The sequence below is a fragment of the Vibrio sp. Y10_XG_PY6 genome, from assembly GCF_024181795.1.
GTDB classification, from domain to species: Bacteria; Pseudomonadota; Gammaproteobacteria; order Enterobacterales; family Vibrionaceae; genus Vibrio; species Vibrio diabolicus.
Genome location: NZ_JAMZAQ010000001.1, coordinates 837,315 through 860,389, shown reverse-complemented (window position 1 = coordinate 860,389; position 23,075 = coordinate 837,315). Strand labels below are relative to the sequence as shown.

The window sequence follows — 23,075 nt, the reverse complement described above, 5'->3', positions numbered from 1 at the left end:
TCCTTATGAGAAAAACTGATGTAAGTTTTTAAAGCGTTGGATAACTTTCTCGCTTTCAGCTTGGATAGACTCAAGTCTCTGACTGACCTGCTGAAGACTCGACTCCATTAGGCGTGGTAGCTCAGGATCAACAAAGCTATGCGGAAGCGCATCATGGAAATTCGCTTTTACCTTGCGCATATGGTGCTCTGCTTCACTGAGTTGATTTACGGCTTTTTCACCCTGCGTTAACCACTTTTGGTAAAGCTCTACATCCAAACCCTCTTGAGTCACTAAGCTCACCAGAATGCCTCGGTTTGCGATATCACGAATAACTAGGTTATTTGCGGCATCAACATCAAATCGTAAACGACACATGTTGGTGTTTTGATTGACGTAGCCATACACATCACCGTGTCCTTCTTTGATGACTCGGTCTAGTTCATCTTTTGGCACGTAAACCCAGCGGCTATCGCCTTTCTCTGATTCTGAAACCGACATGTTGCTTTGCAAGACAACCAATTTAACTAAGTTAACGGCTGCGCCAACTTTGTACATCTTGGCTTTAGAGGTATCAAAGCGCATGGTTTCTTTGCGCAAAATACCCGTTGCCGCTTCAGACGTTAACGTCATGCGGTAGGCATCTTCAAGTTCATGTTGAACATCAACCAAAGACTCACGGCAATACTCGATTTCCTGCTCCGCGTCTTGTTGATCAAATGCATGTTTTAAGGCGAACTCTTGAACCACTTCACGTACCACATCTCGCGATTCAGGACTGTTCCATAAGCAATCTTGCAACAGTAGAAGGTCAAGCGGATTGATTTCATCGCGACCATTAAAAAACGCGCTCGCTTTTAACAACTTCACGGCTTTCTTCCAGCGGCGGTCAGACACATACATGTCGGTATTAGCGACATCGCCAAACTGAGCTTCGACTTTGCTTTCTAACATCGTTTTAAGCTGGAAAAGCTTCTCGAATGCATTATCGGTTAACGTCAGCTTGTCGAGCTGCTGTTGCCATTGATGATATTCTTCATCTGTTATTGCTAGCCCTTCTGGCACTTGTGCCTCTTGTGACGTGCCTACCGTCAACATCGACTTAAAGTTTTGTTTATTCTGAATTCGATTCACAAACACACGCACCAACATGCGATCGTAAAGTGCATCCAAACCGCTGTCTTCATCTGGCAGTTCATTGGAAGCCGATACCAACAAACGCATTGGCACACGCTCAATATCGCTGCCATTTTTGAACGTTTTCTCATTGACCACTGTCAGCAATGTATTCAGAATGGCGGGGCCCGCCTTCCAGATTTCATCTAAAAATACGACTTGTGCGGTTGGCAAATACCCTTTAGTTAAGCGAACATAACGACCGTTATCTTTGAGTTCTTGAATACTCAGTGGCCCAAAAACTTCTTCAGGTGTTGAGAATCGAGTCATCAGGTATTCAAAGTAACTGCTATTATCGAACGCTTGGATAAGTCGCTTGGCAATTAAGCTTTTTGCAATGCCAGGTGGGCCTAAAAGAAAAACACTTTCACCAGCAAGTGCCGCAAGGAGGCAGAGCTTGATGGTATGTTCGCGTTCATAAACGCCATCCGTTAACGCTTTAGCCAACTTGTTGATGCGTTCTGAGAGAAGCGCTTTTTCGGCATTTGAGGCAAATAAGGTTTGTGTCATACGTTCTCCGGCTGCTGAACTGGTATTGCGTTAACATTTTTATACACTTGTTATAACTTTGTTACAAATGTATTTTGTTGAATTCCCCTTATAGCAGATGCTTACCCCCTTCTTTAGCAAGCAATCAAAGTTTCCATTTATGAGACACAGCTCACTGAAAGTGCAAACGCTTTCGTCGTGTTGCAACATTTTTTGCTTTTGTTTCCCACCATTTGTGGTTAATGTCGAAAAACGTCAAAATGCGGTAACAGCTAGGGTTAATAACTGCATGAGCAAAATAATTCATAAATGGAAGCAAATTTCTCTGATTGAAGAAGAGGTTATGCTTCCTACAGGACAGGCAATTACGCACACCACAATCCATCACCCGGGCGCTGCGGTGATTCTCCCGATTACAACGGAAGGAGAGATAGTCCTTGTCCATCAATTTCGCCCTTCACTTAATAAATGGCTTTTGGAGCTTCCTGCTGGTACAAGAGAAGGCAATGAAGACCCTCTCTGCTGCGCGAAAAGAGAGCTAGAAGAAGAAACGGGCTATAGTGCAGAAAAATTCACCTCTCTCGGCCAAGTCACTCCCCTTGCCGGATTTTGTGATGAGATACAGTACCTATTTGTTGCTGAGAAGCTCAGCCAAACCAACCGTTACGAATGTGATGAAGATGAAGTGATTGAGGTTGTTACCTTGTCACTCCAACAACTCGAAGACAAGATTATTGATGGCACAATTACCGATGCCAAAACGATCGCTTGTTTAAGCAAAGCGCGCCTTTGCGGATATATTTAGGACTTTGACCAAGGAGACATTCATGGATTTTCGATCAGATACCGTTACACAGCCTACCCAAGCCATGCGAGAGGCCATGTTTAAGGCCCCCGTTGGGGATGATGTTTATGGTGATGACCCTACGGTCAATGAGCTTGAGGAGTTTACCGCAGAGCTTGCAGGATTCGAAGCGGCTTTGTTTACCACTTCAGGCACGCAAGCCAATCTGCTCGGCCTAATGGCGCATTGTGAACGCGGAGATGAATATCTGTGTGGGCAGCAAGCACATAACTACAAGTACGAAGCTGGCGGCGCAGCAGTACTTGGGTCAATTCAACCTCAACCAGTCGAAAATAACTCAGATGGCACACTCCCATTTGATAGACTGGCAGCGGCGATTAAGCCAGATGATTGTCACTTTGCTCGTACCAAGCTGCTCAGCTTAGAAAACACGATTAATGGTAAAGTATTACCTCTGTCTTATTTAGCAGAAGCACGTGACTTCGTGAATAAACATAACTTGCAGATGCATCTAGATGGCGCAAGAGTATTCAATGCAGCGGTTGCTTTAGATGTTCCGGTAAAAGAAATCGGTCAGTATTTTGATTCAATGACGATTTGTCTGTCGAAAGGTTTGGCTGCCCCTGTTGGTTCGTTACTGCTTGGTAGCAAAGAGTACATCGCAAAAGCACGTCGCTTAAGAAAGATGGTCGGCGGTGGTATGCGTCAAGCGGGTATTCTTGCCGCAGCAGGCAAACTTGCCCTTACTGAACAAGTGGAACAGCTAAAACAAGATCATATCAACGCAAAAAATTTAGCAGAAAGTTTAGCAGAACTGCCTGGTTTTTCAGTCAACCCTGATTTTGTTCAAACGAACATCGTGTTCGCGAAGCTTGATCCTCAAGTGGACATAGTAAGTATCGCTGCGAAACTGAAGGAACAAAATATCACGATAACACCTGGAAACCCTATTCGTTTCGTGACTCATAAAGACATTTCAGCGCAAGATATCGACAATTTCTTATCAAGCATTAAATCTCTGCTTTAGTTTGATTTTGATCATTGAGCTTCCCCTAAGGGGAAGCTTTATTGTATCGATATGACTTTTTAGCGAATAGACAATCTTCATGTTCAGATTTGTACTTCTAACTTCTCTTATTTTCTCTTCCGCTAGCCATGCCGCGCCTTTTGGAGACGCTGATAAAGGTAAAATCAAATCCCCTAGCTGCGTCTATTGTCATGGTGCAACAGGCGTCGCAGGTAATGATGCCTATCCAAATCTTGCAGGTCAAAATGCCCAGTATCTATACGATGCGATGAAGTCTTACCAAGCAGGCGAACGTAAAGGGCCGCTTGCCGAAATGATGGGCGCACAATTAAGAATGTTAAATGATGAGGATCTTCGTGATGTCGCTGCATTTTATGCAGAACAGACGCAAGACAAATGATTTATTTATCTCGGCTCACAACAAGAGCTTGTGAGCCCTCGACCCGAGCCAAAACATTTAACCAAACTTTGCTTGTAAAATAATCACAATGACTTCACTTCAAATATTTGATGAATTTATAGTTCAATATTTCCATTAATATTGACTTTTTATTCTGTTTTACTGATATTTCATGCTTCATTGAATTTAACGTGAAGTAAGTTATGTCTCACACACATGCGCAACCAACGGACTCGGTTGCTACACCCAAATCATGGCAGATGCCAGATACCCTCATTTTGATCTTCATTGTTGGTATTCTCGCTGCGATTCTTACCTACTTAATTCCTGCTGGCCATTTTGACAGTCAGCAAGTGACTTATATGGTCGATGGTGCAGAAAAAACTCGCACGGTTATCGATCCATCTTCTTTCTCTTATGCAACCGACGAAAACGGTGAATTGGTTTACAACAAGGTTGGCCTGTTTGCTTCTGGTGGTGGCATTGGTCTCATGAACTTCCCTTTCGAAGGGCTAGTTTCAGGCTCTAAATGGGGCAGCGCGATCGGCGTGATTATGTTCATGTTGGTTATCGGTGGTGCTTTCGGCGTTGTAATGCGAACAGGCACCATCGACAACGGTATCTTGCGCCTTATCGATAAGACCAAAGGTAACGAAGCGCTATTCATTCCAGTGCTATTTTTGCTGTTCTCTCTGGGCGGTGCGGTATTTGGTATGGGTGAAGAAGCCGTAGCATTTGCGATTATTATCGCTCCGCTTATGGTTCGCCTTGGTTATGATGGTATCACTACGGTAATGGTGACCTATGTTGCGACTCAAATTGGCTTCGCTACTTCTTGGATGAACCCTTTCTCCGTCGCTATTGCACAAGGCATTGCGGGTGTACCTGTTTTATCCGGCATGACTGTGCGCATGGGGTTATGGGCTGGCTTTACGTTAATCGGTATCGCCTTCACCATGATCTACGCCGCTCGCGTGAAGTCAAACCCAGAACTTTCTTACAGTCACCGCACAGACAAATACTTCCGTCAGCAAGAGCTTGGCAATCAAGAGTCTCGTTGGAATATCGGCGATACACTCGTCATTCTTACGGTCATCGCGACCACAGTATGGGTTGTTTGGGGCGTGGTCGCTAACGCATGGTACATCCCAGAAATCGCTTCTCAATTCTTCACTATGGGCTTTGTTGTCGCGATCATCGGTACGATTTTTCGCTTAAACGGTATGACGCTCAACTGCGCAGCCGATGCGTTTAAGGAGGGGGCGGCTATTATGCTTGCTCCTGCTCTATTGGTTGGTTGTGCGAAAGGTGTGTTACTTATCCTAGGTGGCGGTACGACTGATGAAGCGAGTGTACTGAATTCTATTCTGAACAGTGCTGGCGGCGTGATCAGTGGGCTTCCTGACGTAGCTGCGGCATGGTTAATGTATGTATTCCAATCTATCTTCAACTTCTTCGTTACTTCCGGATCTGGACAAGCGGCACTGACGATGCCTTTATTAGCACCATTGGCGGATATTGCAGGTGTCACGCGCCAAGTTGCCGTTTTGTCATTCCAACTTGGAGATGGCTTTACCAACGTTATCGTCCCTACTTCAGCATCCTTGATGGCAACGCTTGGTGTTTGCCGCATCGACTGGGGTGATTGGGCAAAATTCTGCTGGCGATTTATCCTATTACTCTTTACCCTGTCGAGTGTCGTCGTTATCGCAGCTCATATGATGGGGTTTGCGTAAAACGAAATCAATTGGCACTAAGGCGAGACACGTTCTCGCCTTATTAATACTCTTCGTATGGCGACGTTAAGGTTTTAGATTGGCTTATGGTTTTGGAGTGGTAACTTTAATGGCAACACAACTTCTCGATGACATGATTCAAGGTCATCAAGTGATTCAATCTCTCAATGTAGCAGACCTAGGTCCGGGTGAGCATAAGTTTTGGTTCCGCATCGCGACCAACGCGATCTCTCAGTGGCAACATCTTCCTGTTTTGGTATTCAAAGGTGAAAAACCTGGCAAGAAAATCATGATCACCGCAGGGGTTCATGGTGATGAATATAATGGTGTGTTAGCAGCGCAGAAGACCGCTAGAGAACTCATTGGCACTGAAGTCGCTGGTACTGTCACTATTGTTCCAACCATTAACATGCCAGGTATGCTAAACCACAGCCGCGATTTCTATTCCGCAGACCCGGATGCGTCTCCTGCAAACTTAAACCGCTTTTTCCCTGGTGACCAAAACGGCAATGAGGCACAACGCTACTTATATGCATTGTGGAATGATCTGCTCAAGCCAAATGCTGATTTAGCCATTGACCTTCACACTCAAACCAGTGGTGCGGCCTACCCACTATACGTGTTTGCAGACTTCCGAATTGAGCAATCATTAGAAATGGCTCGTCTCATTAATCCTGATGCGATTTTAAATGATCCCGGAGATGCTGGCGTCCTTGAAACAGTTTGGAATAACCATGGTGTCCCAAGCATTACGGTTGAAGTGGGTATGGGGCGCTACACAGAGCAAAAACTCATTAGTCGAACCGTATCAGGCATTTTTAATGTGTTGAAGCAGCATAACGTCGTAGAAGGTGAGATAGAGCCTATCACTTCATGCTTGGAAGGAAACGAGATCGTCAGTGTGAAAGCGACACATGGCGGCTTTGTACTACCTCATGTCGGTTTGATGGATTTTGTCGAGCAAGGCCAACTGGTTGCGATTCAATACGACAGCTTTGGCACTGAAGTTGAGCGCTACACCGCCCCTACAAGTGGTACAGTGCTCAGCCACAATGTGGAATCTATTCGGGCGCCTGGCTCTCTGATCGTTCGTTTGATTAAGTAAACCATAACCGTTTGTCGATAAATCAACCTTTCGACGCTCACTCAAATTTATATAAGCCCCATCACGAGTAATCACAAATGATGGGGCTATATTTTTGATCACATTAAGTTACAAGGTAACAAAAATATTCCAAGCAAAACTCAAAACCGCTAGACAGAAACTTCGCTTCTGTTGATTTTAGAAGTCACATTGATGAACTTAAAACTGTCGTCCACTCTCTTGATCAACGAGAATTAGCTCATCTAACGCGAAACCTTTCTCTTTAGCAACCTGCTTAAAACGCTCCAGGATTTTCTCATCAACGTTGGGTGTTCTAGACAATAGCCACAAGTAGTCGTGGTTGTAACCGGAGACAAACGCATAGTCATAGTTTTCACCTAGCTCAAACACAATGTAAGAAGAATAGATTGGCCCAAAAAAGGAGACTTTTAAGTGCCCAACCGTTTCGTCTTCAACAAAATAAGCTTTACCTTCAGCTTCGGACCATTGTTGATCTTCTTCTGAATATCCGCGGTTTGTCACCTTAACCCCACCATCCTCGCGAAACCGATACTCGGCCGTAACGTTGGATAGACCACGCTCAAACGAATGATCGAGCCGTGCGATTTCGTACCACTTGCCTAGATAAGGCTCTAAATCAAAATTGTTAACTGGCTCCACCCCATCAGGTTTAGAGGTACAGCCAAATAAAGTAACAAGTGATAAAAGTAATAATGTTTTTAGCGATTTCATACAACACCTAAATTTGATTTAGTGATTGATTTTACTGTAGAAGGTAGCAAATCGATCACTAAGTCGCACCACTGTCCAAAAGGTACGTAGCTACACATCACAGTTCTTCATTATCAATAGCATGCTGAACACCAAAACCTCGTTATGTCAGCAATTCCCTAACAATATTGTTCATGTTTTACTTACAAGTTGGTCATACTTGTATATTTTGTCAGCATTTAACCGTATGCATATTGAAACTTTGCACAATATAGACATACGCTGTCATATCACCCTCCTATAATACGTCGCGATATAGACAGAGGTTATTGTTATGAAATTAAAAACAGTGTCAGTTTGTGCACTTTTGGTATTGCTTGCAGGTTGCCAGCAGGAAAACCCAAGCCAAGCGACACAATTAACAACCTCGGCAGATGTATGTAATACACAAGGAAACATGCCAGGTGGGTGGAATGAGTTTAATGCTACCCCTGATGCACAAAAGGCAATGGCTTTTGTTTTGAAAAGAATGGACACAATAGCGTCGTTCAAACAAATACTGAACGTTCACGCGCAAATCGTTAGCGGCGTCAACTATGCCATTGAGTTTGAATTGGATGATGGCTCTATTTGGAATACGGTTGTTTATCGCAACCTAGATGGTGAGTATGCGATTACCCAATCGCCAAAAGAAGGCCACTTTTGCGAACAGTAGCGACTTAGTAAGAAAGCCCCTAACAATAGGGGCTTTTTGATCTAACAGTAGTCACTGAATTAGACAGCGAAACGACATAGAGATTTAATCGACACCGTTGAACCGACTCTTGATGGTTCAACATCAATCCTCTGCGCCATTTGTTCTTTTAACTCAGAAACGTGAGAAATAACACCGATCATGCGTCCAGTCTGTTGTAAATCCACTAGCGTTTGAATCGCGAGATCCAAAGATTCTGGGTCTAAACTACCGAACCCCTCATCAATGAATAAAGTGTCTAAACGGATACCACCACTATAGGATTGCACAACATCCGACAAGCCAAGCGCCAAAGCAAGCGCTGCCATAAACGATTCACCACCGGAAAGTGTCGCAGCATCACGTGTTTTTCCTGTGTAGCCATCTTCAACCATTAAATCTAAGCCGCGACCCGCAGCGCCTTTGAAGCCCTCTGTTTTTCGAGCAAGAATATAGCGCCCTTTACTCATGAGGCTTAAACGTTGAGAGGCCTGAATTAAAACATCATCCAACAGTACACCAAGAACAAAGCGATGCAGGCTAACCCTGCTGCCTGTTTTACCGCTGGCAACGTCGTATAACGTACCAAACACTTTGTACTCTTCTTCTAACTTGCTATTTTTCTCATGCAGCGTAGCAATATCTTTACGAACTTTTTCAATTCGCTCAAAGGTTGAGCGCGTGGTATCGAGCTGATTCCTTATTTCAATATACTGCGCCTGCAGAGTGGTTAAGCTGTCGTTAAGCGAATCCAAGTCCGGTCTTTCAAGCGCTTTCAATGCATGGTTTAAATCATGTAGTGTTTGTTCAAGCTTGGTTTGTGTCTGTTTGAAGTTGTCTATTTCTTTCTGCCACGCTTGAAGCTCATCATCTGTCACTCTGCTATTTAGATAACAGCTTTCATCCTCAAATTTACTCGCCTGTAATGCCTCATTCCACGCTAATTCTGCTTGGCTAAGCTTTTGTTCTGACTCAGATAGCCACTGCTTGTTCGTCACTAACTGACTTTCAGCATTCGATTGCGCTAATACCGCTTGCTGCAAAGCGTTTTGCGCCTTTTCTAAACCTGTATTCAAGGTCAGAATTTGCTCTTTTGTCAGCGTAATTTCGAGCTCAAGCGCGCCAACGGAACTGTATTTCGGATCAATAGAAGCTTGTAACTGAGTCAATTGTTCTTGGTTTGCTTGAACGGTTGATTCATTTGCCGCCATTTGATTCTGCAGCTCATGAATTTTATTTTCACCCACTAAGCAGCGTTGATTAAGCTGTTCAACGTTCTTTTCTAGCTTTTCAATATCAATAGATTGTAGACGTAGAAGTTGATCATTAAGCGCCTGCAACTCAGTTTGAACCGTCGAGATCTCAGATGCTGCATGCTCACCAAGCTCTTCTTTCAACTGGTCGATTTGATTCTGATGCTGAATAATGACAACGTTATGTTGTTCTAGCTGATTACTTAGCTGGTTCAGTGAGGTTTGAGCTTCTCTTTCTTTCACTCTGGCAGCCTGAACTTGCTCTTTTGTAACGACTTCTTCAACAAACGTCGCAGGGTTAGGATGCGCTTGGCTGCCACATACCGGACATGCTTCACCTGCCTTTAGTCGCTGCGCTAATACTGCCGCTTGAGCATTATGCCACTTAAGCTCTATCGTATCAGCGGCGTGTTGACACTGCATATAGCGCTGACTGGCTTCCTGTAATGACTGCTGCTTGCTTACGGTTAACGCCGTGAGTTTAGAGAGCTCCAAAGTAAGACCATGCAGCTTTTGTAGATCCTGTAGTAGTCGTTGTTTTTGTTTTATTTCCGCATCGATGCTTCCAACAAGCGCAACATCTACTCGGGCTTGCTCTAGATCTTTCTGGCCCTGTTGCGCCTGAAACGCTAACTTGTCTTTCAGCTCTATGTACTGTTTTAACGTTGCTTCAACTTGTTGTTTTTGTTGATGACCTGCCGTTATTTTTCTTTCCAAGTTGGCTTTTTCAACCAACTTGTCTTTCATGCTTTCAAGTTGATACTGCAGTTGCGTTAACTGTGGGACTTTTGCCGCGGCTTCTTTTGCACTTTGCTGCAAGTTTTCTTTTTCTTTCGTAACAGCATTGGCTTTATCAAGACTCTCTTTCAAGGCAACTATTTTTTGTCTGAGCTCTTGAGTTTGAGCTTTTGCATTCTGTAATGAAACGTAGGGTAATTCTATCTTATTGGCATTTTTAGCGTTTTCTAATTGCTGTTGACGAGCTTTTATCGAGTCTGAATGTTCTAGATGCAGCTTGAGTGCGTTTTCTGCTTGCTCTCGTTTCGAAAACTCTCCATTAATAGTTTCCGCTTTTTGTAATTCAGATTTAGCAACATTTAGCTTATCTAACGAAGCTTGTTCATTCTTTCTATCGACCTCTAGCTGCTCAGCTGCTTGTTCGAGCTGGTGTAATAATTCCTGCTCTGAACTCACTCCTGCAACTTGTAAAGCGCCTCGAATTTGATTATCAAATTCATCTTTCGCTTTACTGATTGCGCTCGCTTTATCCTTGAGCGCGTACTCAATTTTTTTATATATGTCCGTTTGAAAGAGCTGACCAAAAATTTCTTCGCGCTCTTTAGAACTAGCAAGCAACAGCTCCCGGAATTTCCCTTGAGGCAATACCATTACTTGGCGAAATTGCGTTTCATTCAAACCAATAATATTGCTCACTTCTGTTTTAACTTGAGTCGTCTTGCTAGTGATGAGCTTTTCGGTCTCGCCGAGTTCATAAAGAGCCGCAGTGTGCTTTTTTACCGTCATCCCTTCGCCACGCGCTTTGGGTGCTTCCTGCTCTGGAGATCGCACAACTCGGTATTGTTTGCCATGTAACGAAAATTCTAGAACGACTTCGGTTGGTAAGTCTTGCGCCGATAAGTCACATCGCATCTGGATGCCTTGCCGCTCATTACCGGTAGTTTCACCGTAAAGGGCAAAGCAAATGGCATCTAAGATCGACGTTTTACCTGAGCCTGTAGGACCATTAATCAAAAACAGAGGGTTGCGGCCAAGCTTTTCAAAGTCAATGACTTCGGTTTTTGCAAACGGACCAAAGGCTTGCATGGTAAGTTTGATTGGTTTCATCTTTGGTCCCTATATTGCTGTGATAATTGCTTAATAATGTCAGTAACGGCTTGTTCTTGCTCTTGGGATAATTGACTATCTTGTGCCTCAATAAAAAAGTCTCGGAACATATCAATTTCGCTTCGGGCCAACTTTGCTTGCGCCATTTCCTGCTCTACCCCAATTAACATACCCGGTTTCTCAAGATGTAAAACGTTTGGATACACCGAACGAAGCTTTTCCATTGGATTTAAAATCGCATGTTTATCCATCAAACGAACTAACAAATAATCTTCATTTTTAGGGTCAGTCTTGCCCTGCTCTATGACTTTATCTAGCTCTCCCTCAACAATGCGCATTTCATGAGGGGCAATTAGCTCAATATGTTTAGCAGAGACAAATCCTTTCTTGTCTAGTTCGACTAACGTGAAGCCTTTCTTCTGGTTCTGTTCACCAAAACTGTACTTCATGAGCGAACCAGAATAACGGATATGCTCTGCGCCTTTCTTTTGAGGCTGATGTAAATGACCAAGTGCGACGTAGTCGAAATCTAAGAAATGCTCATGACTTACGCGATCAGAGCCACCAATAGATAGTGGTCGTTCAGAGTCAGACTCAATAGCACCATCAACAAAACAGTGGCTAACGAGAACACGCCTTTGCTCTGAAATGAAATGCTCTCTTATTTGCTCTACAAGCAGTTGATGTGCCTCATCATGAGTTGATACCGAGGTTTTGTAGGCAAATCTGACCTGTTCAGGGTCGTTATAAGGCATGCCATAAAACGCTACCTCACCCGCAGAGTCCGTTTTTATGATGATGGGAGTTAGCATATCTTCAAAGTTACTAACAATATGAAGGCCTGCATTTTTCATTTGCTCTGAGCCAAAACCTAATCGTTCTGCACCATCATGGTTGCCAGATATCAATATCATCGGTGTTTTCAGTTCAGTACAAATACGCTTCACGACTCGATTTAGCAGTTCTATTGCAACCGTTGGTGGCACCGAACGGTCATAAATATCTCCCGCCACTACAACGACATCGACGGGATTGTGTTCAATATAGTTAATCAGTTGTTCGAGTACTGCTTGTTGATCTTCGAGTAGTGATACATTGTGGAATTGTCGACCAAGATGCCAATCTGAGGTGTGGATAAACTTCATTCGAATTCACTTTCCGCCAAATCTTTAAGCTAGGTTTGCTCCTGCAAGAATCCGAATTTCAGCCGTGTAAACATCAGAGTATTACGCGACTGGCTGAATCTGGCACAAACCAAAGCTCAATATATTTAATTTGGGTTAGGATATCTTGAGTCGAACAGCTTTTCATGTAGTTTATGTTCTATGGTTCACTATTTCACCGGAAAGCGAGAAGAACGTTGTATAAACACCTTTTAAGCAACATTAAGCGATGGTCTCGAATAAAAAAACCGTCACATTTAAACCATTAAAAACCAACGTTTAGAAGGGACAAACTAGCTCAAGAACTACTCGTTATGCCAATTGTATAGAACTCCCACCGTATAACCATCTGGCTCGATATCAGCTTGCAAAACGTGGAAGTCTGAGTTGAGGCTGCTTCTTTGATGCTCCTCAATCATTAACACTTTTAAAACACCTCCGCATGCGCCCAGCCCTCCTAGTTTAACATCAATAAATTGATACTGAGTTTGATCGGTCACCCAGGGAGACAAGAATTGCATAGCATTTAACCATCGAGGCTCATCTCCATCAACGGATAAATGCAACTCACTAAGTGAGTGATCACACCCTACTCCAAGTTGTTTAAACACTTTATCGACAGCAATGCTTTGTTGTTTGGTATCTAAATCAATTCTAACATCATCAGTAACAAGGCCGGACTGTTGAAAAAAGCACTTCGTCAAAATGATCGAGTTTTGAGATTTGGCATGCTCTTCTGCATCGCGAGCAATTTCTATAGCCAGTATCCAAGTTGCTTGTGTTTCGTTAACTTCACGGTTTATCCGATTTAGCGCCATCAAGAACGCCGCTTGACCATAAGGATAAAAATAAATTTCTCTATTGGCAGAGTTACCAAGGATAAGAGAAAACTCGTTTATCAATGCCTTAAGCAAGCTTTTATCTACCGAAGACGGTAAAAGAACGCAGATATTCCCTTTGATATCACTTTGCTCCAGTATCTCGCGCTTAGAGCGCACAAGATTTAATATCTGCTCATACAGTGATTGATCAGGATAGGATCTTGGTGTTTCTGCGGGCAATCTAAAACATTCGTTAGCTATCTCACGAACAGTGTATGGCCTGCCATTAATAGCAAGAAGATGAGTTTGAAATGCGAGTGGCATCTAGCCTCCGATTAAAACCGTAGGCATGCCAGACAGAATTTTACCACCATGAGACGTTGAATCCCCGACCCTTGCAGCTGGCTTACCGTTGATTGTAACGCTAGAAGAGCCTGCTGAGATGCTATCCGGAGGACCTATACAGATAAGCTTATCTCCCTGCCTAGCCGCTGGAATGCCGCCAATTGTCACGTTTGGCGAGCCAACTACGACGGGGCCACCTACATGAGGAATTTTTCCTGTTTTTTTAGGACAAAGATGAAAGCTGCCCAATATCGCGGCTGGTTTACCCACTTTAAATCACCTTAGTTCAATGAAATTTGCCCAGCTTTAAGAGCGATAGCAGAGCCGTTAATAGATATTTTATTGCCTTTGATGTTGATTTCTCCGGAACTAGACATCTGAATCGAAGCGCCACCGACTTTGATCTCGATACTCTTTCCTGCATTAAAAGACAACACTTCACCCGTTTCATTAGAAAAGTTTTTACCTACTTTCAAGGTCGCATTCTTGCCAATCTCTTGATTGACATCATTCGTCACTTTTTCGGTTTTACTGTTTTCAACGGCAATATCAACACAGTCTTCAACTAGCATTTGGAAAAGTTTTTCGGCATGAAGATAGATGTGTTCTTCACCGGGTTTGTCATCAAAGCGCAACTCATTAAAATTAGATGTGCCTTTTTGTACAGAACGCGATTTATAACCACTTTGAGAGCTTTGCTCTGGTAACGTGTAGGGAGGGAGTTGACTACCATTGTACAGTGACCCCGTAACAATTGGCTGGTCAGGATCGCCATTGACAAACTCGACGATGACCTCTTGTCCTACTCTAGGATGAAACACCGAGCCCCATCCGTTACCCGCGATATTTTGCGCAACACGAATCCAACATGAGCTGTTTACATCGTATTTACCAACACGATCCCAGTGAAACTGAACTTTAATACGACCGTGTTTGTCTATGTAAATTTCGCCATCTTTGTTTCCCGTTACCACTGCGGTTTGCAAACCTTTCATCTGAGGTTTCGGATAGTTCACTGAAGGGCGAAGGATTGTTTTTGAGTCAACACAACTAAATGATACTTTAACACCTTGCGCAGCAGTGCCACCTTGACCAGTCTGATTATAAACAGCCGCAGATAAAAAAACGGAGGACAGTACGTATTCTTTGCCGACTCGAGACTTATCTTCATGCTTTTTAAACTTAAAGCACTTTCCCACACTGAACGTTCGACACGTTGCCTCGCCACGGCACAGATATGCGTTTTGCTGTAGTGCTTCTATAGCGTGCGTGTTTCTAAGTGCGTATTGGTCATCACTTTCCGTTTCACCCATGTATTCAAAATACTCGCTTTCAGGCACGGTAAAAAAATCACTTTCACCCTTGGCAGTATTTTTAGGATTAGACGAAGGCTTAAGCATGTTATAGCCAGACTTTTGGCTTGCTTTAGTCGTCAAAACTTGGGTTTCATGCCAAGAAGAAATATGGCTAGACTTAGCCGTACCTGTATCAAAATCGACTAAAAACTCTGTACCCGGCTTATAGAAACTGATGTCGTCAAAAATCTTAAGCGTGTGGACAGACTTAGTGTGTGTGAAACAGAACGATAGCCCTTCTTCTGACAATAAGCGTCGGACAAATTCAAGGTCTGACTCTTCATATTGCACTTTGTATGTGTATTTAGGGTACGACTTAGTTAACTCAAAACTAAAGGCGACACTATGCTCCGAGAGTACTTCGGAGATAATTTCTTTTATATCTTTATGCTGAAATATTCTGCAATTTTTTCTATAATCGGCGAAACGTAATTTAGGCTCTATTAATAACTCTATATTTTTATAATTCTCACCATTATGAGCATTAGAAACTCGTTGCCCTTCCAATCTTGCAGCAGATACATAGCCATGTATATAACGAGGTTTTGAAGAAACATCCTCACTATTTTCAAGGGTAATTGTTACTTCTTTACCAATTATTTCGTTTAACTCACTTCGTTGATCATTAAAGTAAGCTTTAGCACGCAATGAAAAAAGTTCTGAGATCTCTTCTCTATACTCAAATGAGTTTAGTATGATGGCATCTTTTCCGAATGGAGAGGAAATTCGGATGAAATTGTTATCTTGAGTTGCTCTTTTCATTAAATACTTCTTTCAAAAAATGCGGGGGAATATTCCCCCGCATAAAAATTACATTTGTTGACCTTTAACACCGCTGTAGCCGTATACCAATGGCGCAGAAGTGTTGTTTTTATCGTCAGTAGGAGTCACTGTCATCATCATTTCAGTGTAAGAAATAGTGATGGTTTCAACTGGACGATCATCCTGGATAGAAACTGAGTAGTTAGAAATCATCGCATCAGTCAGTTCGATCTTCATGATTTCTTCAACTTTCTCACCCTGCTTAGTAATATGGAAAACCGCAGGTTTACCTTTACCAATTGTCGCTTCTTTAAATAAGTCAGGAGAAGAACGGTCTTGAAGTTTAGTGATAGTCAAATCATATAGACGAGTAGCGCTCGCTTCACGGTCCATCGCTGTACCAGTGTATGATGAGATCTCACGACCTACACTCCAATCTACAGATAGTAGTGTAATCAAATCTTTATATTGCTCGGCAGTTGCCTCACCCTTAATATCTGCGTATTTAAGATACGTATTAGACTGCATGCTAATCTCCTATAGCATTATTAATTGACATATATCGTAGTAATTTAATTATCTGACGTTTGATGATAATTAGTGATTAATGTATCAAAAACTTCATTTTAAATACGCCCTGTTATATCTTTAAATAAGACTTAATTTAAGCGTTTTTTATAAAAAATAATAGTTAATATGAACCAACTCCCAATTATTATTGAGAGTGTAAAGGATGTTAAACTATTGAGACATCAAGTCCACTAGTTGTACCTTTAACAATAATTTCATCAAACGTCTTATCATTAAGAATTGCATGCAATATTTCATGAGAAATCTTAGGAAGTAATGTGTTTTCTATGGTTGTCTGTACCACACGTGCACCGCTCCCCGACTCATTACTATTGTCTACAATATCATTAATTAGTTCTTCATCAAAAAATAGGTCAGCGCCGTAATTTTTACGAATGCGATTCGTAACTTTGGCTAATTTTAATTTTGTTATTTCTATCAATACTTCTCTTGATAGAGGCAAATAAGGTAATACATTAACACGTCCTAAAAATGCAGGTTTAAAGTCAACCAACAAATCGTCACGCAAAGCATCTTTTAGTGCTGAAGGTTCTGGAGATAAATCAGGATCAGAATACAAAGACATCGTCGTTTCGGTCCCTGTATTCGCGGTCATAATAATAATAGTGTTTTTAAAATCTATATCGCGACCTTCACCATCTTTAATTGAGCCTTTATCGAATACCTGATAAAAAATATCTTGAACTCCAGGGTGTGCTTTTTCCATTTCATCCAAGAGAATCACACTATAAGGTTTGCGTCTGACGGCTTCAGTAAGTACACCACCTTCGCCATACCCAACATAACCTGGAGGCGAGCCTAATAATAAGGAAACTTTGTGCTCTTCTTTAAACTCGGACATATTGATAGTTGTGACATTCTCTTCACTGCCGTACACTTTCTCTGCAATAGCTAAAGCAGATTCAGTTTTACCCACTCCACTTGGTCCCGTGAGAAGAAATACACCATTTGGTCGTGTCTCATCCGTGAGCTGTGCACTGGCAGTTTTTATCACTTCAGACATGACTTCCAAAGCGTGATCCTGTCCGACAACTCGTTTACACAAACTCTCTTTCAAACTCAGTACAGCTTGGATTTCATCATCCTGAAGTTTGCCCAGTGGTATCCCGGTCCAATCTGAAATTACTTCTGCAATAAGCGCTTCATTGACATGCGAAAATACTAATGGCTGCGAGTTAGCGGAGAGGCTACTTTCGAGCTCTTGTAACTTGTCCCTAGCAGTCTCAGAACCCTCCTTGATTATTTGAGCTCTAAGTGACTTAGCTTCACTTACCCACTCTTTTTCTTTCTCCCACAGCATCTCTAGTTCAACTATTTCAATAGATAGAACATCAATCTCTTTTCTGATATCTTGCAACTGCATATCAAGAGGTGCTCCTAGCTGACTTTCTTGGCTTAGGTGCTCATACTCAGCTTGCTTAGCTTTTAGTTTATTCCTTTTCGCATCTAGACCTCCCGGTGTAGACGATTGACTTAACGCGACTCGCGAGCAGGCTGTGTCTAAAACAGACACAGCCTTATCTGGCAGTTGTCGGCCATTAATGTATCGAGCTGAGAGTTGAACGGCAGCATTGAGGGCCTGGCTAGTGATGTGGACGTCATGGTGTTGTGCCATTACGTCAAGTAAACCACGTAACATCTCGATCGCTAGCTCCGGCGCTGGCTCGTCGACCTTCACTACTTGAAAGCGTCTGGTAAGAGCCGCGTCTTTTTCAAAATACTTTTTATATTCTGCCCAAGTTGTTGCTGCGATCGTTCTGAGTTCACCTCTCGCTAACGCTGGCTTTAGAATATTCGCTGCATCACCTTGTCCTGCTTGTCCCCCACCACCAATCAGACCATGTGCTTCATCGATAAACAAAATAATGGGTTGTGGTGCGTCGTTAACTTCTTTCACAAGGTTTTTAAGTCTGTTTTCAAACTCACCTTTCATGCCAGCACCAGCTTGCAATAACGCCAGATCCAAAGACTTAATCGCTACATTTTGTAGAGCAGGAGGTACATCGCCATCAATAATCTTTTGCGCCAAGCCTTCAACAACGGCTGTTTTTCCAACGCCAGCTTCACCAGTTAGAATCGGGTTGTTTTGTCGACGTCTTAATAAGATGTCGATCATTAAACGGATTTCATTGTCTCTACCAATAACCGGATCTATCTTACCTTCCCTAGCCTGCTCAGTAAGATCTGTTGTAAATTGATTCAGCGCAGAATTCGCGTTTGATTTCCCTAGGTCATTCGAACCTGGTTGACGCGTATTACTTTCTTTAAAGTTCAATAACCGAGATGGTTCTATCTTGTTTAGCTCAGGGCTAATCGAACCAGCCATGTTGACTAACGTATTATCGGACAAGTAGGCAAATAAAAGATGAATGCAATCCAACTGCTCCTGATTGAATTCAATCGTTGCCGATAGCAAAGCATTTTGCATCACAGTCACTGTGTGAGCTGAAAGACCTGGGACCGATTGACATCCCGTTTTGTATTTTTCAAGTGTCTTTTGAAGATCAGTTTCAACCTTGATTTTATCGACATCAAATTCGTCGAAAACTTCTGAATAAATATCGACAGGATGTTGAATAATCGTCATTAACCAGTGAGACATTTCAATACTGTGATGGGTTCGAGAGCTTGCCATCGCAGCTGCTTGTTCAAGTGTTTCCTTAGCCTGAGGAGACAATCTTTCGACCAACGCTGAAAGTGAGAGTGAAGCCATTATGTTTCCTTTAAATAGTAATTGTTATGGTTCGATCTTTTGTGCGTTTATGTTTTTTAAGTACAGAACCAACACCTAACTGACCATGTTTTTTTGATAAACAAACTTGAGGTAATAAACTATGTTTGGTGGTGAGCTGCCATTTCACTTGCTTATGCTTACCAATAAATTCATAAGCCGCACGTTTAATAATTTCTACATTTGGATGGTTAGGCAGTAATTTACTAACCAGATCTTTGTGCTTTGGCAGAAACTCGATCGTTGTTCCTGCGTTTATATTCCAAGCTTTCGAGCCTAAGGATGCTCCGGAACCAAGTTGAGCAAACTGCCCTTCAGGCATAGTTCGAGATGAAAGACGTGTTTGCTCTTCTTTTGCAAGATGTAGCCACTGCCCTTGAAACTCATGAATCTTTACTTGGCATCCAGATAAACATTCAAGAACACTTTTTAGTCCAGCTTTGCTTCTCGTCGGTGAAGCAAAAACACCACCATAATGCAGGGACAACGAACTACCCTGGCCAGTTAATGCCGACTTACAATCTTCTAAAGGTGAACGTAATCCCTGTGCATGAGCACGAGACTGAACGGTCAATTGACTCAGTTGCCAGCATCGATAGTAAAGAGACAGTAAACGATGGTTAAAAATATCGTAGAAGTCCACCATTGCCGTATCGCCTTCTTTTTGACGATGCAAAGCTAACTCGCTATAGTGCTGAGGAAGCACCCCCTGCTCACCCGTTAGGCCTATTAAATTGGTTTCAAGTGCTAGCTTGTGGCTATCAATATGTTTTAGATCGCAAAGCTGCGCATTTTCAAAACCTAACGATGGATTGACCTTTAAGTTTAGTTTTTCATGCTTCGGTAGAGCATCTGTCCCTATTTGTGCCTCGGCTTGCAAAATCTCGTGTTCGATAAGGTGAATTGCTTCAAACAACGGATGTTGCTTTAGATCTCGATAAAATTGCTCCGCGCTCATAGCAACACCTTATCGCCAGTTAATGCAGGCCATAAGTGGAAGGGCTTTCCCGTTGACTTAAGTCTTATTTCTAGCTGCGTAAAAATGTTAATTTCAGCATATTGTGCAAAGTAAACGGATAGCACACTACCTAGGAGGAAGATTTGCTCTTTAGGTAAAATTTGATCAGAAACCGTCAAAATGATTTTTATACCGTGCGCAAAACCAACTTTACCTTTCTGACTGACTCTACCTGTAGTCGGCTCGAACTCTAGCTTCGCTAAAGCATCAATTACCGCTTTCGTTTCTGCGGTCCCAGAAAACGCGTAGAGATTCAGAGTTTGCTTCAAAGTTGTTAATCCATCTTCTTCGGTAAAGTGGTTTAAAGTTAGAAGCTTAGTTAGCTGCCATCGTGTACTTTCATCCATTTCTGGCCGGAGGGTTTCTGATATAGAAACTAAACAACGAACTGACTCGAAGTTGTCATTTACTTCCGGCAAAGAGACTTTTGGAAGACCGCCTCCAAATGGAAGCTTCTGCGCTAAATTACGATTGCAGCACTCAGCTTCAACGTACATTAACCAGTTTTCTCGGCTCTCCGGACTGAACAATTGATGCCTTTTATCAACAAAAGAAATGTAAGTTTCCCTGCCCGGCTCATCGTATCCACCAGCCCAGTTTTTATCCTCACGTCTCATCAACCAATAAATTTCACTGGCGTTCATATAATGCGTGTGCTCACCAGCGTGATAACATGGCAGGTTGTGATACGTTTTGTTCCAGTTTCTCAATGTTACGTCAGAAATAGAGACAACCTCGTTACTCTCGGCTTCCTGGTATTGCGGTGATAAGTGGTAATCGTACTCGGTTGGTAGAATACGCTTGGGCTCCATAACACTTTTAAATAAGTTGACGACTGGCACACAACCAACCATCAAGCTCTCTTCATCCACTTGCTTAGGAAGCCAATCATCATTGGTATCAAAGTAAAAATACAGTTCAGCTTGCTCTCCAAGAGCTAGCTCTGATAATCCGAGTTCAGTGATATCAAAGAACATGAACTTCTCAGGAAAGTGCAGATACTCAACAAGTAATCTTGCTCCCGAAAAGCTTCTCTTACTGTATGGAACAACCTTCTCATCTTCTGAAAATCCCACTTCAATAAGATGCCTTTTCGTTAAAGACCGAACTTCTTTGCCACCCGCAACGACAGATAAACCAATTAGATTTTGAAATAGCATTTGGTAAAGTTTAAACGTCAACTGAGATTGCCCGTTTAAATAAAAGCGCAACCGTTCTAATCCCATTTCACTCAGAGATGTCTCTTCATCTAGGGCGGTGAGCTGGATTTTCAAAACTGAATGAGCATGGCTTTCCCATTGGGAGCCCACCGACTTAAGCGGTGCGTTTTTGAAAGCGCCAGAGGTCACATCAACAGGGTACATTCTGACCGGATAACACGTTCTAAACTCGCATTCGTGGTATCCAGGAGCACCGATAACGACTCGCTCACCTTCTTCTACGTCAAAAAAAGAGGAAGTGGAGCTAGAGCAGTTCATCTTAATGACGGACATTGATGGAATTGGTGCGTGAAAATCCGGATATAACTGCCCCATCAAAGATTCAGTGAACTGAGGATAACTATTGTCTAAACTTTGTCTAATCCTTGCCGTTAGAAATGCACAGCCTTCTAGCAATCTTTCTACATGTGGGTCGTCAACCTGCTCCTCATTGATACGGAGTCTCGCAGCGATCTTAGGATACTGCTCCCCAAACTCTTGTCCTTTGTGACGTAAATAAGCTAACTCGCGATTATAGTATTTGAGAAACTCTTCACTCATTTCGCTCTACTCAGTTTCATACCTAAATTTACCGGCTCTACTTCAGAATTGAATCGCACTTCATGAATGCTGTTATCGATTAAGCAAGTGGCGCTAATTTGTAACCTCAACACCCTATCAATAGCGTTTTTCTCGTCCGAAATCTGGACATAAGGATTCCTTAACCTAGGCTCGAACTCTTTAATTGCATCATGAACAATGTCACAAAGCTGATTCTGCCCCTCTTGGCTGCTATAAGGCATCGAGGAAAAATCTGGCAGACCATAATTCAATATTGAATAGCGAACCTCTAAAAGGTCATCAGGAATGTTTTTCCATCCGATACGACTATTTAACATAGACTCCAGATCTCTAAGCAAGCTGTTCAACATCTGTTGTTGGCTCGTAGGGAAGTCTTTTTCATCTCTAGTTGAAGGATCACTATCCATCAATTTGTCCAGCAGAGAAACGGTTAAAGACATGTTATTGTTACGCTATTTGTTTCGACTCTAACAATGTAGTCAAGTCACAGATTGGGAGGGCTGAATCACCAACTAGCCAACATTTTTGGCCTAAACCCACGAAGGATTCTTGCTCACCAAGCTGTTTCCAATCTGTTTCTCGACCTAGCTTTTGTGCGTCAGTTTCTGAGTCAACATAGGTCAATGGCATATGGCCTTCTCCTTCGCCAAGTCCGTCAATATCAAACTCTACAGGTCGCCAAATACTTTCTAATAAAGAGGTGGGCGCTTTTATTTCTAGCGCTTGAATGCTAGAAATTGGAACAAGAAAATAGTTACCCGCGGTGGAAAACAGTTCAATGTAACCACCTAAACGATCATCAATATCCCTAGCATCTTCATAGTTTGTACCGTTTATGTTAAAGCCCTTAATAGTACGATGCTCTTCAATGCTATGCGCTAAGTGTGACGCTTCTGCATAGTCTTGATTTTTGAGAGCGAGGTTAAAGCGAACAAGCTCTTTAGTGAATTCCTCGTCACCTAATACCTTGGCACTAGCCGCACCGTCGATAAAATCTTTTCTAGCCTGGGCCGCTTTCACTAAATGTCGCAACTGACTTGCACCAGGTAGATACTCAGGAAACAATTTGATCGATTGCATAAGTTGCTCATCCGCACGCTCGAAGTCTCCATCAATGCAAAGCAGCTCAATGAACGAGCTTCTCAAGCTTGCATCTTTAGGCGCCGCTTTAATTTCATCAATTAATAGCTTTAGAGCTTGTTGCAATTGGCCTTGGGACAAAGCATTTTTCCATTGGGTCATTGTTATT

19 protein-coding genes are annotated in these 23,075 nt (G+C 42.6%); 6 read left to right on the top strand and 13 right to left on the bottom strand.

The window, feature by feature from the left end; genetic code table 11:
• Nucleotides 1-3: 3 nt before the first annotated feature.
• Nucleotides 4-1,665, bottom strand: a complete 1,662-nt coding sequence (locus NL644_RS03825; protein WP_253658010.1) for an ATPase RavA domain-containing protein — start codon at nt 1,663-1,665, stop codon at nt 4-6.
• 268 nt (nt 1,666-1,933) lie between these two features.
• On the opposite strand from NL644_RS03825, the gene NL644_RS03820 reads away from it, so the two are divergent.
• The 5 genes from NL644_RS03820 to NL644_RS03800 all read left to right on the top strand — a co-directional run bounded on the left by NL644_RS03820 (nt 1,934) and on the right by NL644_RS03800 (nt 6,717).
• Nucleotides 1,934-2,449 (top strand): NUDIX hydrolase, encoded by a 516-nt coding sequence (locus NL644_RS03820; RefSeq protein WP_005396403.1) that lies wholly within the window; start codon nt 1,934-1,936, stop codon nt 2,447-2,449.
• Nucleotides 2,450-2,471: 22 nt separating this feature from the next.
• Nucleotides 2,472-3,476 (top strand): low-specificity L-threonine aldolase, encoded by a 1,005-nt coding sequence (ltaE, locus tag NL644_RS03815; RefSeq protein ID WP_114322991.1) that lies wholly within the window; start codon nt 2,472-2,474, stop codon nt 3,474-3,476.
• Nucleotides 3,477-3,555: 79 nt separating this feature from the next.
• Nucleotides 3,556-3,876 carry a cytochrome c gene (locus NL644_RS03810; protein ID WP_005396401.1) on the top strand — a complete coding sequence of 107 codons (321 nt, stop codon included), beginning with the start codon at nt 3,556-3,558 and terminating at the stop codon, nt 3,874-3,876.
• Between the two features lie 203 nt (nt 3,877-4,079).
• Nucleotides 4,080-5,612: a putative basic amino acid antiporter YfcC gene (gene yfcC / locus NL644_RS03805; RefSeq protein WP_114322990.1), complete on the top strand. Its 1,533-nt coding sequence runs from the start codon at nt 4,080-4,082 to the stop codon at nt 5,610-5,612.
• 109 nt (nt 5,613-5,721) lie between these two features.
• Entirely contained in the window at nt 5,722-6,717 is a 996-nt protein-coding gene (locus NL644_RS03800; RefSeq protein ID WP_048625100.1) for a succinylglutamate desuccinylase/aspartoacylase family protein, read from the top strand.
• A gap of 198 nt (nt 6,718-6,915) precedes the next feature.
• Here NL644_RS03800 and NL644_RS03795 read toward each other — a convergent pair whose 3' ends face one another.
• Entirely contained in the window at nt 6,916-7,449 is a 534-nt protein-coding gene (locus NL644_RS03795) for a lipocalin family protein (protein WP_114322989.1), read from the bottom strand.
• 313 nt (nt 7,450-7,762) lie between these two features.
• On the opposite strand from NL644_RS03795, the gene NL644_RS03790 reads away from it, so the two are divergent.
• The gene (locus NL644_RS03790) at nt 7,763-8,143 is read left to right on the top strand and encodes a cystatin domain-containing protein (protein WP_005396397.1); all 381 of its coding nucleotides are present in this window, start codon (nt 7,763-7,765) and stop codon (nt 8,141-8,143) included.
• Between the two features lie 59 nt (nt 8,144-8,202).
• On the opposite strand, the gene NL644_RS03785 is transcribed toward NL644_RS03790, so the two are convergent.
• From NL644_RS03785 to NL644_RS03735, 11 genes are all read right to left on the bottom strand, one after another.
• Complete coding sequence (locus tag NL644_RS03785) at nt 8,203-11,259, bottom strand: AAA family ATPase (protein ID WP_253658009.1); 3,057 nt, start codon at nt 11,257-11,259, stop codon at nt 8,203-8,205.
• Nucleotides 11,256-12,404, bottom strand: coding sequence for an exonuclease SbcCD subunit D (locus tag NL644_RS03780; RefSeq protein WP_114322987.1), 1,149 nt, complete (start codon nt 12,402-12,404; stop codon nt 11,256-11,258). The genes NL644_RS03785 and NL644_RS03780 overlap by 4 nt, the downstream gene beginning before the upstream one ends.
• A 323-nt stretch (nt 12,405-12,727) precedes the next feature.
• A complete protein-coding gene (locus NL644_RS03775) occupies nt 12,728-13,567 on the bottom strand; it encodes an NAD/NADP transhydrogenase subunit beta (RefSeq protein ID WP_104972671.1) in 840 nt (279 codons plus the stop codon).
• Nucleotides 13,568-13,858 (bottom strand): PAAR domain-containing protein, encoded by a 291-nt coding sequence (locus tag NL644_RS03770; RefSeq protein WP_005375969.1) that lies wholly within the window; start codon nt 13,856-13,858, stop codon nt 13,568-13,570.
• An 11-nt stretch (nt 13,859-13,869) separates the two neighbouring features.
• Nucleotides 13,870-15,705: a type VI secretion system tip protein TssI/VgrG gene (gene tssI / locus NL644_RS03765; RefSeq protein WP_074189668.1), complete on the bottom strand. Its 1,836-nt coding sequence runs from the start codon at nt 15,703-15,705 to the stop codon at nt 13,870-13,872.
• Nucleotides 15,706-15,753: 48 nt separating this feature from the next.
• Entirely contained in the window at nt 15,754-16,233 is a 480-nt protein-coding gene (locus NL644_RS03760) for a type VI secretion system tube protein Hcp (RefSeq protein ID WP_005375967.1), read from the bottom strand.
• Nucleotides 16,234-16,441: 208 nt separating this feature from the next.
• Complete coding sequence (gene tssH, locus NL644_RS03755) at nt 16,442-19,009, bottom strand: type VI secretion system ATPase TssH (protein ID WP_253658008.1); 2,568 nt, start codon at nt 19,007-19,009, stop codon at nt 16,442-16,444.
• 10 nt (nt 19,010-19,019) lie between these two features.
• On the bottom strand, nt 19,020-19,985 hold the full coding sequence (gene tssG, locus NL644_RS03750; RefSeq protein WP_114322985.1) for a type VI secretion system baseplate subunit TssG: 966 nt from the start codon (nt 19,983-19,985) through the stop codon (nt 19,020-19,022).
• Entirely contained in the window at nt 19,982-21,805 is a 1,824-nt protein-coding gene (tssF, locus tag NL644_RS03745; RefSeq protein ID WP_114322984.1) for a type VI secretion system baseplate subunit TssF, read from the bottom strand. The genes tssG and tssF overlap by 4 nt, the downstream gene beginning before the upstream one ends.
• Complete coding sequence (gene tssE, locus NL644_RS03740) at nt 21,802-22,266, bottom strand: type VI secretion system baseplate subunit TssE (protein WP_012842186.1); 465 nt, start codon at nt 22,264-22,266, stop codon at nt 21,802-21,804. The genes tssF and tssE overlap by 4 nt, the downstream gene beginning before the upstream one ends.
• A gap of 7 nt (nt 22,267-22,273) precedes the next feature.
• The gene (locus NL644_RS03735) at nt 22,274-23,068 is read right to left on the bottom strand and encodes a type VI secretion system accessory protein TagJ (protein ID WP_012842185.1); all 795 of its coding nucleotides are present in this window, start codon (nt 23,066-23,068) and stop codon (nt 22,274-22,276) included.
• Nucleotides 23,069-23,075 lie beyond the last annotated feature (7 nt).